This is a genomic window from Pseudomonas schmalbachii (assembly GCF_017589465.1).
Lineage (GTDB): Bacteria > Pseudomonadota > Gammaproteobacteria > Pseudomonadales > Pseudomonadaceae > Pseudomonas > Pseudomonas schmalbachii.
Window position 1 is genome coordinate 180,023 of record NZ_JAELYA010000009.1, and the last position, 13,024, is coordinate 193,046.

A 13,024-nucleotide genomic window follows, 5' to 3' on the forward strand; every position below is an offset into this window, starting at 1 on the left:
TCTAGTTATTCCCGGCTCGCACCGGGGGTGTCTCAATCTCCCGGCCCTCGCCGGGGTTCAACCCAAATCCCGGCCGTGCCGCGCCATGATGTGGCGCACCACGCTGTAGTCCTGCAGCGAATCGCTGGACAGGTCCTTGCCGTAACCCGAGCGCTTCAGCCCGCCATGCGGCATCTCGCTGGCGAGCATGAAATGCGTGTTGATCCAGGTGCAGCCGTACTGCAGGCGATTGGCGATCTGCAGCGCCTTGTCGAGGTTCTGCGTCCACACCGAGGAAGCCAGGCCGTATTCGGAATCGTTGGCCCAGTCCACCGCCTGCTCCAGTTCGTCGAAACGGGTCACGGTGACCACCGGACCGAACACTTCGCGCTGGACGATCTCGTCCTGCTGCTTGCAGCCGGCCAGCAGGGTCGGCTGGTAGTAGAAGCCGGGACCGGAGTGCACGGCGGCGCCGGTGATGCGTTCGATGTGCGGCTGGCCGAGGGCGCGTTCGACGAAGCTGGCCACGCGGTCGCGCTGGCGGGCGGTGATCAGCGGGCTGATCTCGTTGTCCTGGTCGCGCTTGCGGGCGAAGCGGATGCTGCCGACGGCGTCGCCCAACTCGGCCACCAGACGGTCGTGGATGCCGGCCTGGGCGTAGATGCGGCAGGCGGCGGTGCAGTCCTGGCCGGCGTTGTAGTAGCCGTGGGTGCGCACGCCCTGCACCACGGCGTCGATGTCGGCGTCGTTGCAGACGATCACCGGGGCCTTGCCGCCCAGTTCCAGATGGGTGCGCTTGAGGGTGCGGGCGGCAGCCTGGAGGATCTTCTGGCCGGTGACGATATCGCCGGTGAGCGACACCATGCGCACCTTCGGATGGCTGACCAACTGACTGCCGACGCTCTCGCCGCCGCCACTGACGATATTGATCACGCCGGGCGGGAGGATTTCCGCCAGCGCCGGCGCCAGTACCAGCACCGACAGCGGGGTGTGTTCGGATGGCTTGAAGACCACGGTGTTGCCGGCGGCCAGCGCCGGGGCGATCTTCCACGCGGCCATCATCAGCGGGTAGTTCCACGGCGCGATGGAGGCGACCACGCCGAGCGGGTCGCGGCGTACCATGCTGGTGTGACCGGGCACGTACTCGCCGGCGAGCTGGCCCTGCTGGCAACGCACCGCGCCAGCGAAGAAACGGAACACGTCGGCGGTGGCGGGAACGTCGTCCTGCCGCGCCAGATGCAGCGGCTTGCCGCAGTTCAGGGCTTCCAGGCGGGCGAGGGAATCGGCGCGCTTGTCGATGGCATCGGCGATGGCGAGAAGTGCGGCGGAGCGCTGCGCGGGAGTGGTGCGCGACCAGCCGGGGAAGGCGCGCTGGGCGGACTCGACGGCCTGGGTGACCTGTTCGATGGAGGCTTCGGCGATGGAAACCAGGGTTTCGCCGGTGGCCGGATTGAAGATCGGCTCGACCAGGCCCTGGCCGACCACCAACTGACCGTCGATCAGCAGTTCGGTATGCAGGGTAGGGATGCTGGCGGCGCCGGTCATCTTGGGAGCTCTTTTCTTCTCGGTCTTGTTTTCGGGGGCCATGTGCGTGCTCCGGAAGGGGTAATGCCCGGAACGGCCCTTTTGTATGCAGCGAGAGACTAGATTCCGGGCGTGAGGTCGACAAATTCTAAATACTGAAAGCAGCGTTCGATTAAATCGAAAGCCTGCGGTTGTTCGGCTGTTCGCGGGCGACGGTGATGAACGGGTCCACCAGCGCCGGCCGCGCGGTGCCACGGCGCCAGGCGAGGCCGACATCCAGCGGCTCGCTGAGGTCCACCAGCGGGCGCGCTTCGATGATGTCGCCCTCCAGCGACCAGGGGCGGTAGGTCATGTCCGGCTGGATCGACAGGCCGAGGCCGGCGGCCACCAGGCTTCGCACCGCTTCCACCGACGCCGTGCGCAGCGTTACCTGCGGCGACATCCCCGCCCGCGACCAGATGCGCTGGGTGTGCAGGCCCATCTCGTCGGCGTTCAACTGGATCAGCGGCTCGCCGGCGACGTCGGCGAGGCCGATGCTGTCGCGTTCCAGCAGCGGATGCTGGGGCGGCAGCCAGAGGCGGTGCGGCGAGTGGGTCAGCACCTCGGTCTGCAGCGCGTGGCGGTCTTCCAGGTTGGACAGGATCAGCACGCCGACATCGATCTCGCCGGCCACCAGCAGGTGTTCTATATAAGGACGCTCATCCTCCACCACGCGGGTCCGCACATTGGGATAGGCGCGCTGGAAGCGGGTGATCAGGTCGGCCAGGTAATAGCCGGCGACCAGACTGGACACGCCGATGGTCAGGCTGCCGGCGACCTGGTCGGTGCTCTGCTGCAGGCTGCGCTTGGCGTTCTCCACGGTGGCGAGGATCAGATGCGCCTGGCGCAGGAACTGGTGACCCTGGTGGGTCAGGGTCATGCCCTTGGCGTGACGGTCGAACAGGCGCACGCCGATTTCCTCTTCCAGCTGCTGGATGGCCAGGGTCAGGGTCGACTGCGAAATGAACACCGCCTGCGCTGCGGCGGAGATCGAGCCGGTCTCGGCGACGGCGATGAAGTGGCGGATCTGGCGGAGGGTCATCATGGCGGAAACTGCCGGTTTGCTGACTGAATTTTCAGAAAGTCTATAAGAGCATTCGGTTTTTACGAATAGAGTCCGATGTTTCCGTAGGTTGGCGCTGAGCTTGCGAAGCCCAACGGTGCTACATGCGGCGGATGTTGGGCTTCGCTGCGCTCTGCGCCAACCTACGGTGCCATGCACGAGTGCAAGGCGGCGCACCCACGCAGGATCGTGGGTGCGATCTGGAATGCGAATGCTCCGGCAGCGCCATCCTCTGTAGGAGCCAGCTTGCTGGCGATCAACCGTACTCACCGGCTGGCAGGGTGTGGGATGGATACACTGGATCGCCAGCAAGCTGGCTCCTACAGATCAGTGCCACGCCGAACCACCCCGCAATATCCCGAAGCACACTCAATCACCTCATCTCTCCTCTCCGGTCTAGAGTCGAAATCTCGAATTTCCCCCGATAACGGAGAACGCCATGAACACCCGCGGTCTGCTCGATCAGTTGCTCAAATCCGGCCAGGACCTGCTGCAGAACAAGGCCCCCGCCCAGAGCGGGCAGCAGGGCGGCGTCAGCAGTCAGCTCGGCAGCCTGCTTTCCGGCGCCGGGGGCGGCGCGCTGGCCGCCGGGGCGCTGGGGCTGCTGCTGGGCAGCAAGAAAGGCCGCAAGGTCGGCGGCCAGGTGCTGACCTACGGTGGTCTCGCCGCACTCGGCGTGCTCGCCTACAAGGCCTACGGCAACTGGCAGCGCCAGCAGGCCAGCGCGCCGCGCGGCGAGCCGCAGACCGTGGATCGCCTGCCGCCGGCGCAGGTCGAGCAGCACAGCCATGGGATCCTCCGCGCCATCGTCGCGGCGGCCAAGGCCGACGGGCATATCGACGATCGCGAACGGCAACTGATCGACGGCGAGATCGCCAAGCTCACCAGCGACATCGAACTGCAGGGCTGGCTGGACCGCGAACTCGCCAAGCCGCTCGATCCGGCGGAAGTCGCGCGCGCCGCACAGAGCGAGGAAATGGCCGCCGAGATGTACCTGGCCAGCCTGCTGATGGTCGACGAGGAAAATTTCATGGAGCGCGCCTATCTCAACGAACTGTCCCGTCAGCTGAGCCTCGACGCCGGTCTCAAGGCCGAACTGGAAAGCCAGGCGAAAACGGCCTTGCAGCAGTTGCCGGCCTAACAGCCGGACGGTAATGGCGGAATCCCTCTCCGGGGCTATCGTTGCCTGACTGGCACGGTCGACACAGCGAGGGCGATGCCATGAACAGCAGCAATTTGCTTGAGGACCTGTTGCAGGCCGGCATGGGGTCGATGATGCAGCAGGGCGGCAGTAGCTACGGGGCCCAGCAGGGTGGCATGGGCGGCGGCATGGGCGGTCTTGGCGACCTGCTCGGCGGTCTGCTCGGCGGCGGTGGCGGCGGTGCCGCCAGCGGCATGGGCGGTGGAGGAATGGGCGGCGGCCTGGGAAGCATCCTCGGCAGCATGCTCGGTGGCGGCGGTGGTGGTGGCATGGGCGGCCAGAGTCGTGGCGGCGGCATGAACTACGCGGCCCTGGCGTCCCTCGGCATGATGGCCTTCCAGGCCTACCAGAGCTGGCAACAGCGCCAGGCTTCGGCGCCGACCCAGGCGTTGCGCACCGTCAATCAACTCTCGGGAGCGGAAGTCGAGGATCACAGCAATGCGATCCTGCGCGCGCTGATCGCTGCGGCGAAGGCCGATGGCCGAATCGACGAGCAGGAAAAGCAGATGATCTACGCGGAAATTTCCCGACATGCCGGCGACCCCGAGTTGCAGGAATGGCTCGATCAGGAAGTGCAGCGTCCGCTGGATGCCGCCGATGTCGCGCAATCCGCCCGGGACCCTGGCATGGCCGCGGAGATGTACCTGGCCAGCGTGATGCTGGTGGACGATCAGCAGCCGGCCGAGCGCACCTATCTGGACGAACTGGCCTATCAGTTGCAGATCGACCCCGATCTGCAGGCGCACCTGGAACAGCAGGTCCGCGGCGGCCGCGGTTCCTGAACGTACGCGGCAGCGCATGGCCCGGGCGACGCAATCCGGGCCGGCGACACACCCTGCTACCGCAGCATGGTTGCCGGTAACGCGGGGCGCGGCCTACCATGCGCGATATCGCAAGGGAGAGTGCTTCGCGCCAGGAGAGTCGTATGTTCCCGTTTTTCCGTATCGCCGGTCTGTCCATGGCCCTGCTGCTGGCCGGTTGCCAGGCGGTCAATACCACCAGCGGCGGCGCCGTCGGTGTCGAACGCAAGCAGTACATGTTCAGCATGCTGTCGGCCGATCAGGTCGACCAGATGTATTCCCAGTCCTACCAGAAGACCCTCAGCGAAGCGTCCGCTGCGGGTGCACTGGATAGCAGCAGCAGCGACGCCAAGCGCGTCAAGGCCATCGCCCAGCGCCTGATCCCCGAGACCGGCTCCTTCCGCCAGGATGCGCCGGGCTGGGACTGGCAGGTCAACGTGGTGAAGAGCGACGAGCTCAACGCCAACTGCGGCCCGGGTGGCAAGATCATTTTCTACACCGGCCTGATCGACAAGCTGAAGCTCACCGACGACGAGATCGCCGCGGTGATGGGCCACGAGATCGCCCACGCCCTGCGTGAGCACGGCCGCGAGGCGATGTCCCGCGCCTATGCGATCCAGATGGGCGAAAACCTCGGTGGTGCGCTGCTCGGCCTCGGCCAGACCAGCATGCAGATCGCCGACCAGGTGGTGCAGTACAGCCTGACCCTGCCGAACAGCCGCTCGAACGAGACCGAGGCCGACCTCATCGGCCTGGAGCTGGCGGCGCGCGCCGGTTACAACCCGAACGCCGCGCTCACCCTGTGGCAGAAGATGGGCCAGGCCGCCGGTGGCAGCGCGCCGCCGGAACTCCTCAGCACCCACCCGGCGGACAGCACCCGGATGGCCAACCTTCAGGCTGCCATTCCGAAAGTCATGCCGCTGTATGAACAGGCCAAGGGCCGTCACTGATCGCATTTCCCTATTAGCCTGAACCGGCCCGGAAACGGGCCGGTAACTACAGGGAGCGCCTGTGAAACTTGCAGTACTCGGAGCCACCGGGCTCCTAGGTCATCACGTTGCCCGCGCCATCAAGGCAGCCGGGCACCAACTGGTACTCATTCATCGTCCGTCATCGCAGATCCAGCGCCTGTCCTACCTCGAACCGGAATGCCGGGTCGCCGAACTGTTCGATCACCAGGGCCTCGTGCGCGCGCTCGACGGCCTCGACGGCGTCATCTTCAGCGCCGGCTACTATCCGCTGCGGCCGCGCCGCTGGCAGGAGGAAGTCGCCAGCGCGCTGGACCTGACCAACCACTTCTACGCCGCCTGCCAGCAGGTGCGCGTGCCGCGCATCGTCTACGTCGGCTCGGCCTTCGCCATGCCGCCCCATCCCCAGGGACTGCCGGGACACGAGGGGCTGTTCTACGACGGCCTGCCCACCGGCAAGAGCGCCTATGTGATGTGCAAATGGGCGCTGGACGAACAGGCCCGCGAGCAGGCCAGGGGCGGCCTGCCGGTGGTTATCGGGATTCCGGGGATGGTGCTGGGCGAGTTCGACATCGGCCCCACCACCGGACGCCTGATCACCTCCATCGGCCGGGGCGAGATGTCCCACTACGTGCCGGGACGACGCAACGTCATCGACGCCGGCGAAGCCGGTCGCGGCCTGCTGCTGGCGCTGGAACACGGCCGGGTGGGTGAGCGCTACCTGCTCACCGGACACAACGTCGAGATGGCCGAGCTGACCGCCACCATCGCCCGCATGCTTGGCAAGCCGGCGCCATTGCCCATGCAACTGCACCGCGCCCGCGCCCTGGCGACCCTCGGCCGCTGGCGCTACCGGCTGACCGGCAAGCTGCCGCTGCTGGACGAAACCGCCATCGAAGTGATGGCCGGCGGGCAATTCCTCGACGGCCGCAAGGCCCGCGAGGAACTGGACTTCCAGTCGCGCGTGCCGCTGGAATCGACCCTGGAACGGGCCATCGCCTGGTTCCGGGAGAATGGCTACCTCTGACTCGGCTCGTTGGGCTTCGTAGGTTGGGCTGAGGCACGAAGCCCAACGATGGCCGGGCGCCGCACCGTTGGGCTTCGCTGCGCTCAGCACCAACCTGCATGGCCAATTGCCGCGTGGCGATTCTCAGATTACCCCGCCCACCTTCAACGCATGCCACGCCGCCGCCACGCCAAGCACGGCGAAGGCGGCTGCGGCCAGGCGGCGGATCATGTTCAGCGGCAGGCGGTCGGCGGCGAAGTTGCCGGCCAGCACCACCGGCACGTTGGCGATCAGCATGCCGAGGGTGGTGCCGATCACCACCAGCCAGAAGTGCGGATACTGCGCGGCCAGCATCACCGTGGCGACCTGGGTCTTGTCGCCCATCTCGGCGAGGAAGAAGGCGATCAGGGTAGTGAGGAACGGCCCGTACTTCTTCAGTCCGCTCTCCTCGTCGTCGTCCAGCTTGTCCGGCACCAGGGTCCAGGCGGCCACGGCGATGAAGGAGGCGGCCAGCACCCAGCTCAGCAGGGTTTCCGAGAAGAAGCTGGCGACCCAGTTGCCCACCGCGCCGGCGGCGAAGTGGTTGGCCAGGGTGGCGGCGATTATGCCGGCGATGATCGGCCAGGGCTTGCGGAAACGCGCGGCGAGGACGAGCGCGAGCAGTTGCGTCTTGTCGCCGATTTCGGCCAGGGCAACGATCAGGGTTGGTACGAAGAGGGATTCCATCAGACTTCCTAAGGGGCGGGTCGACTAATCACCAATGACACGCATACCTGCCCACCCCGGGTCAGGTCATACGTGTCATAGGTCTTGTCAAACCCGGAACCCAACTGCGCGGGCTTTGGGTCGTACGCGCCATGGTCTGCGGACCAAGTGTGTTGACGCGTACCGGGCGAGCTGGGTGCTCGCGGGAGACTACTCCCCTAGGACGGCGGGCATTTTGCCCAAGTACGCCGCCCCCGGCAAGCTTCTAGCGATGTCACTCGTCTTCCCGAGCGGAGCGCACGTTCATCTCTTCGTACGGAACGAAACGCGTGCCGTTCTTCAGTCGATAGCTCCACCAGATGATGAGGAACAGCGGCAGGCTGATGTAGGTCGCGGCCAGGCCGGCCCAGTTGATGCCTTCGCTGCCGCCGATGAAGGCCTGGTAGTTCTGCCCGAGGGTGATGATCAGGCACAGGGTGAAGGCGAAGATCGGACCGAACGGGAACAGCTTGGCGCGATAGGGCAGGTCGTCGAGGTTGCCGCCCTGGATCACGTAGCCCTTGCGGAAACGGTAGTGGGAGATGGCGATGCCCAGCCAGACGATGAAGCCGCACATGCCCGAGGTGTTGAGCAGCCAGGTGTAGATGACCTTGTCACCGACGAAGCTGCTGAGGAAGCACAACGCGCCGATCAGCGTGGTGGCGTACAGCGCATAGCGCGGCACACCGCTCTTCGACAGGTAGGTGAACAACTTCGGCGCCTTGCCCTGGGTGGCCATGGTGTAGAGCATGCGGGTCGAGGCGTACATACCGGAGTTGCCGGCGGAGAGGATGGCGGAAAGGATCACCGCATTCATCACTCCCGCCGCGGCGGCGAGGCCGGCGCGTTCGAACAGCAGGGTGAAGGGCGAGGTACTGATGTCGTCGGTGCCGCTCTTCAGCAGGTTCGGATCGGTATAGGGGATCAGCATGCCGATCACGAAGATCGACAGGACGTAGAACATCAGGATGCGCCAGAACACCTGGCGGATGGCGATCGGGATGGACTTGCGCGGGTTTTCCGATTCGCCGGCGGCGATGCCGATCAGCTCGGTGCCCTGGAAGGAGAAGCCGGCGATCATCGCCACCCCGATCATCGCCTGCAGGCCGCCGACGAAGGGTGCGTCGCCGGTGGTGAAGTTGCTGAAGCCGGGCGATTCGATGCCATGCATGATGCCGACGATGCTGGCCAGGCCGATGCCGATGAACACCACCACGGCGATCACCTTGATCAGCGCAAACCAGAATTCGCTCTCGCCGAAGCCCTTCACCGAGAAGAAGTTCAGCATGAACATGATGCCGAGGAAGATCGCGCTCCAGTAGAGGCCCGGCACGTCGGGGAACCAGAAGCTCATCACCAGCTGCGCCGCCACCAGTTCCGCGGCGATGGTCACCGCCCAGTTGTACCAGTAGTTCCAGCCCATGGCGAAGCCGAAGCCCTCGTCGATGAAACGGCTGCCGTAGGTGCAGAACGAGCCGGAATCCGGGATGTGCGCGGCCAGTTCGCCGAGGCTGCTCATGAGGAAGAACACCATCATGCCGATCAGCGCATAGGCCACCAGCGCGCCGCCGGGGCCGGCGGTGGCGATGGTGCTGCCGGAGGCCACGAACAGGCCGGTGCCGATGGAACCGCCGATGGCGATCATGTTCAGGTGGCGAGTCTTGAGCGAGCGCTTGAGGTGCGGGGGAGTCTTTTCCGGCGACATTGCGAAAGTCAGTTCGGCTTCTTTTACGTTGCTTTTCACGACAAACCTCGACTCGCAGGGCGCACGTGGGTGCACCGGTCCATGGGCTAGATGGAGTGTAGTGCTGCCGGAGCGAATGCGAGTCGTTGTCGTTGTTGTGGGCGTCAGCGGCGCGAGGCGCTGTAGATGCGGAATCCATCCGCTTCGGCGAGCGTGCGGCAGGCGCCGAGGTGCTGCTCGATCAGCGGCGGATATTTGAGGAAGCTGTTCGCCACCAGCCGCAGTTCGCCGCCGGCATGCAGGTGCCGCGCGGCTTCGCGCAGCAGTTGCTCGGTGGCCTGGTAGCTGGTGTGCACGCCCTGGTGGAACGGCGGGTTGCTGACGATGGCGGCCAGGTCGCGGGGCGCCGCGTCGATGCCGTCGCCGGCGATCACGTCGCCTTCCAGACCGTTGGCGGCGAGGGTCAGGCGGCTGCTCTCGATGGCGAAGGCGTCCACGTCCAGCAGCGTCAGGCGGCTGGCTGGGTAGCGGCGCTTGAGCGTGGCGCCGATCACCCCGGCGCCGCAGCCGAAGTCCAGCACGTGGCCAGTCGGCAGATTGTCGAGCTGTTCGAGAAGCAGGGCACTGCCGCGGTCGAGGCGGCCGTGGCTGAACACGCCGGGCAGGGTGACGACCTGCAGCGGGCCGTCCGCCAGCGGCAGTTCGTAGCGTTGCGCCAGGGCATGCAGGTCCGGCGCGGCGGGCGCCTCGCCGATGCGGGTGTGCCAGAGCTGGCAGTGGCGGGCGCTGTCGAGTTTGCCGGTGCGGCCGAATGCGGCCAGTTGCTTGCTGGCGCGTTCGACGCCGGCGCGCTTTTCGCCGACCAGATAGAGCTCGCCGTTCGGCACGCGGCTGGCGAGGGCGGCAAGCAGGTAGTCGGTGAGTTCGCGGGACTTCGGCAGGAACAGCACGGCGGCTTCGAAGTCGCCTTCAGGCGGCGTCACGCCGAAAGCGCAGCGGCCCGGATAGCGCGCATCGAGCTGCTTCTGTTCGCCGGCATGCCAGCTCCAGCCCAGCGCCTGCGGCAGTTCGCCGAGCAGGCCGTCGGCCGGCAAACCGGCCAGCAGCACCTTGCCCTGGAAACGTTCGGCCTGGCGTAGCAGGACTTCACTGGTGGGTTCCATGGCGGCGGCCTCCTCGAAAAAAGGGCGGAATCTTAGCAGGCTTGCGCCGGAGTTGCCCGCCCGCTGGCCCTAGGGATTGACCACCCGCATCGGCTTGCCGGCGAAGAAGGCGGCGGCGTTCTCGCTCACCTGGCCGACCATACGCTGCCGCGACTCGCGACTGCCCCAGGCATTGTGCGGGGTGACGATCAGGCGCGGGATGTCCGGCGCCAGCAGCGGGTTGCCGTTCTTCGGTGGCTCGACGCTGAGCACGTCGCAGGCGGCGCCGCCGAGATGGCCGCGGCGCAGGGTGTCGGCCAGCGCCTGCTCGTCGACCAGGCCTCCGCGGGCGGTGTTGATGAGGAAGGCGCCGGGCTTCATCAGGTCCAGTTCGCGCTGGCCGATCAGGTTGCGCGTGGCTTCGGTCAGCGGGCAGTGCAGGGTCAGCGCATCCACCTGCGGCAGCAGTTCGTCCAGCGGCAGACGGTCGGCGCGCGGCGGCCGGCCGGGCAGGGCGCCGAGCAGCACGCGCATGCCGAAGGCTTCCGCCAGCCTGGCCACCGCGCCGCCCAGTTCGCCGTGGCCGAGCAGGCCGAGGGTCTTGCCTTCCAGTTCGACGATGGGGAAGTCCAGCAGGCAGAACTGCGTGGACTGCTGCCAACGGCCGGCGCGCACGGCGTCGCGGTAATCGGCCTGACGGGTCGCCAGGTTGAGCAGCAGCATCAGGGTGTGCTGGGCCACCGACGGCGTGCCGTAGCCCTGGCAGTTGCTGACCACGATGCCGTTGGCGCTGGCGGCGGCGAGGTCGATGTTGTTGGTGCCGGTGGCGGTTACCAGGATCAGCTTCAGCTGTGGGTTCTGGCGAATGGCGTCGGCGTCGATCTGCGCCTTGTTGGCGATCGCCACGGTCGCCCCACGCAGGCGTTCGGCCACTTCGCCGGGCAGGCTCTGGTCATGCAGCACCAGCTCGCCGAAGGCTTCGCGCAACGGCTGCATGTCGAGGTCGCCGAGGTCGAGGGAAGCGTGGTCGAGGAACACGGCGCGCGGGCTGTTCATGTCTAGCTGTACCTGTTGCGGAGGGTGGGGACAGGCGTAAGGTTGGCAGCCTGTAGGGTCTGTTGACGTTTCGTTCCGACCGCGACGGAGCCTGTTTTTGCGCGGGGCAAGGCGCGAGGAGCGTGGTTTGGTCATTCCAAATGAACGACGAGCAACGCGGCACCGCGCAAAAACAGGCCCGTCCCTTCGGGTTGCGCGGCAAATCGCGCCATGCGTCGTTGCGGGACTTGGCAAGGGAATACCATTCCCTGCGTCCCGCGCCTAGCCTGGCGCGATTTGTCGCAGCAACGCGGTTCGGAACGAAACGTCAACAGACCCTACCATTATCCAATGCTGCGGAGGTTGCATGTACTGGACGGAATTCCTGACGGTGGCGCTGATCCACCTGCTGGCGGTGGCGAGCCCGGGGCCGGATTTCGCCGTGGTGGTGCGCGAGAGCGTGGCCCACGGCCGTCGTGCCGGCTCCTGGACGGCGCTGGGCGTGGGCTGTGGCATCTTCATCCATGTCGCCTATTCGCTGCTCGGCATCGGCCTGATCGTTTCCCAGTCGATCACCCTGTTCAACGCGCTCAAGTGGGCGGCCGCGGCCTATCTGTTCTACATCGGCATCAAGGCCCTGCGCGCGCGTCCGGTGGCGGGCGGCGAGGAACAGGTCTACGTGGAGCAGGAGCGCTCGGCGCGCGGGGCGTTCGTCAGCGGCTTCGTCACCAACGGTCTGAACCCCAAGGCCACGCTGTTCTTCCTCTCGCTGTTCACCGTGGTGATCAACCCGCACACGCCGCTGGCGGTGCAGGCCGGCTACGGCGTCTACCTCGCCTGCGCCACGGCGGCCTGGTTCGCCCTGGTGGCCATGCTGTTCAGCCAGCAGCGCGTCCGCGCCGGCTTCGCCCGCATGGGGCACTGGTTCGACCGGCTGATGGGCGGCGTGCTGGTGGCGCTGGGTGTGAAGCTGGCGTTTACCGAGTTGCGCTGATTGCCTTTCGTAGGTTGGTGCTGAGCCTGCGAAGCCCAACGATGCCATGGCCGGCGGATGTTGGGCTTCGCTGCGCTCAGCGCCAACCTACGTCTCACTTCCTCAGCAGATAACTATCCATGATCCAGCCATTGCGCTCCCGGGCATCCGCGCGGGTTGTGGCGATGTGTTCGGCTACCTCGTCCAGCGGCCCGGCGATGAGGATCTCGTCGGCCGTCCCGACATAAGCCCCCCAATAGATATGCAGGCCCTGGCCGACGAAGCGGCGGTAGGTGTCCTTTGCGTCGAGCATCACCGCGACGCTGTCCACGCCCTGTGGCCAGCCTTCGGCGAGCAGGCGGCCGGTGGTGATTTCCACGGCGCGGCCGATGCTGTTGAGCGGCACGCGGTGGCGCGCGGTGAGGGCCTGCAGGCTGGTGATGCCGGGGATCACCTCGTAGCTCAGGTCGCCGCGGGCGCTGGCGATGGACTCGATGATGCGGATGCTGCTGTCGTACAGCGACGGGTCGCCCCAGACCATGAAGGCGGCGACTTCGCCGTCGGCCATCTGTCCATCGATGAGCCGCTCGAATACCGCCTGCTTGTCGCGGTTCAGCTCATCGACGGCAGCGCGGTAGTCGGCGGCCTCGCGGTCGCGTTCCGGCTGCGCGCCTTCGGCGAAACGCGGCGTGTGGCCGTCGAGGAAACGCGCGCAGATTTCCCGGCGCAGGGCGTTGAGCTTGTGCTTGGCCGGGCCCTTGTCCATCAGGAAGATCACGTCGGCGCGGCGCAGGGCCTTGATCGCCTGCTGGGTGATGTAGTCGGGGTCGCCGGCGCCGATGCCGATCAGCAGCAGTTCTTTCATG

At 66.5% G+C, this 13,024-nt stretch carries 12 protein-coding genes and 1 riboswitch; of the genes, 5 read left to right on the forward strand and 7 right to left on the reverse strand.

Annotated features, from left to right (window positions below; translation table 11 throughout):
* Positions 1-57 precede the first annotated feature (57 nt).
* Together JFY56_RS21240 and JFY56_RS21245 are read right to left on the reverse strand one after the other, a co-directional pair.
* Positions 58-1,566 carry a gamma-aminobutyraldehyde dehydrogenase gene (locus JFY56_RS21240; protein ID WP_208316131.1) on the reverse strand — a complete coding sequence of 503 codons (1,509 nt, stop codon included), beginning with the start codon at positions 1,564-1,566 and terminating at the stop codon, positions 58-60.
* Between the two features lie 109 nt (positions 1,567-1,675).
* A complete protein-coding gene (locus tag JFY56_RS21245) occupies positions 1,676-2,587 on the reverse strand; it encodes a LysR family transcriptional regulator (protein WP_208316132.1) in 912 nt (303 codons plus the stop codon).
* Positions 2,588-3,044: 457 nt separating this feature from the next.
* Here JFY56_RS21245 and JFY56_RS21250 point away from each other — a divergent pair, with 457 nt between their 5' ends.
* The 4 genes from JFY56_RS21250 (at position 3,045) to JFY56_RS21265 (ending at position 6,601) form a co-directional block, all read left to right on the forward strand.
* Positions 3,045-3,746, forward strand: coding sequence for a tellurite resistance TerB family protein (locus JFY56_RS21250; RefSeq protein ID WP_208316133.1), 702 nt, complete (start codon positions 3,045-3,047; stop codon positions 3,744-3,746).
* 80 nt (positions 3,747-3,826) lie between these two features.
* Positions 3,827-4,588 carry a tellurite resistance TerB family protein gene (locus JFY56_RS21255; protein ID WP_208316134.1) on the forward strand — a complete coding sequence of 254 codons (762 nt, stop codon included), beginning with the start codon at positions 3,827-3,829 and terminating at the stop codon, positions 4,586-4,588.
* Between the two features lie 143 nt (positions 4,589-4,731).
* Positions 4,732-5,556: a M48 family metallopeptidase gene (locus JFY56_RS21260; protein ID WP_208316135.1), complete on the forward strand. Its 825-nt coding sequence runs from the start codon at positions 4,732-4,734 to the stop codon at positions 5,554-5,556.
* A 61-nt stretch (positions 5,557-5,617) separates the two neighbouring features.
* Positions 5,618-6,601: an NAD-dependent epimerase/dehydratase family protein gene (locus JFY56_RS21265; RefSeq protein WP_208316136.1), complete on the forward strand. Its 984-nt coding sequence runs from the start codon at positions 5,618-5,620 to the stop codon at positions 6,599-6,601.
* 123 nt (positions 6,602-6,724) lie between these two features.
* On the opposite strand, the gene JFY56_RS21270 is transcribed toward JFY56_RS21265, so the two are convergent.
* From JFY56_RS21270 to JFY56_RS21285, 4 genes are all read right to left on the reverse strand, one after another.
* Positions 6,725-7,306 (reverse strand): TMEM165/GDT1 family protein, encoded by a 582-nt coding sequence (locus JFY56_RS21270; protein WP_208316137.1) that lies wholly within the window; start codon positions 7,304-7,306, stop codon positions 6,725-6,727.
* Positions 7,307-7,402: 96 nt separating this feature from the next.
* Positions 7,403-7,516, reverse strand: a riboswitch (yybP-ykoY riboswitch).
* A 43-nt stretch (positions 7,517-7,559) separates the two neighbouring features.
* Positions 7,560-9,029 carry an amino acid permease gene (locus tag JFY56_RS21275; RefSeq protein ID WP_208316192.1) on the reverse strand — a complete coding sequence of 490 codons (1,470 nt, stop codon included), beginning with the start codon at positions 9,027-9,029 and terminating at the stop codon, positions 7,560-7,562.
* A 143-nt stretch (positions 9,030-9,172) separates the two neighbouring features.
* The gene (locus JFY56_RS21280; protein WP_208316138.1) at positions 9,173-10,171 is read right to left on the reverse strand and encodes a class I SAM-dependent methyltransferase; all 999 of its coding nucleotides are present in this window, start codon (positions 10,169-10,171) and stop codon (positions 9,173-9,175) included.
* Between the two features lie 69 nt (positions 10,172-10,240).
* Positions 10,241-11,206 carry a 2-hydroxyacid dehydrogenase gene (locus tag JFY56_RS21285; protein WP_208316139.1) on the reverse strand — a complete coding sequence of 322 codons (966 nt, stop codon included), beginning with the start codon at positions 11,204-11,206 and terminating at the stop codon, positions 10,241-10,243.
* 346 nt (positions 11,207-11,552) lie between these two features.
* Here JFY56_RS21285 and JFY56_RS21290 point away from each other — a divergent pair, with 346 nt between their 5' ends.
* The gene (locus JFY56_RS21290; RefSeq protein ID WP_208316140.1) at positions 11,553-12,179 is read left to right on the forward strand and encodes a LysE family translocator; all 627 of its coding nucleotides are present in this window, start codon (positions 11,553-11,555) and stop codon (positions 12,177-12,179) included.
* Between the two features lie 94 nt (positions 12,180-12,273).
* On the opposite strand, the gene cobF is transcribed toward JFY56_RS21290, so the two are convergent.
* A complete protein-coding gene (gene cobF, locus JFY56_RS21295) occupies positions 12,274-13,023 on the reverse strand; it encodes a precorrin-6A synthase (deacetylating) (protein ID WP_208316141.1) in 750 nt (249 codons plus the stop codon).
* Position 13,024: the final 1 nt, after the last annotated feature.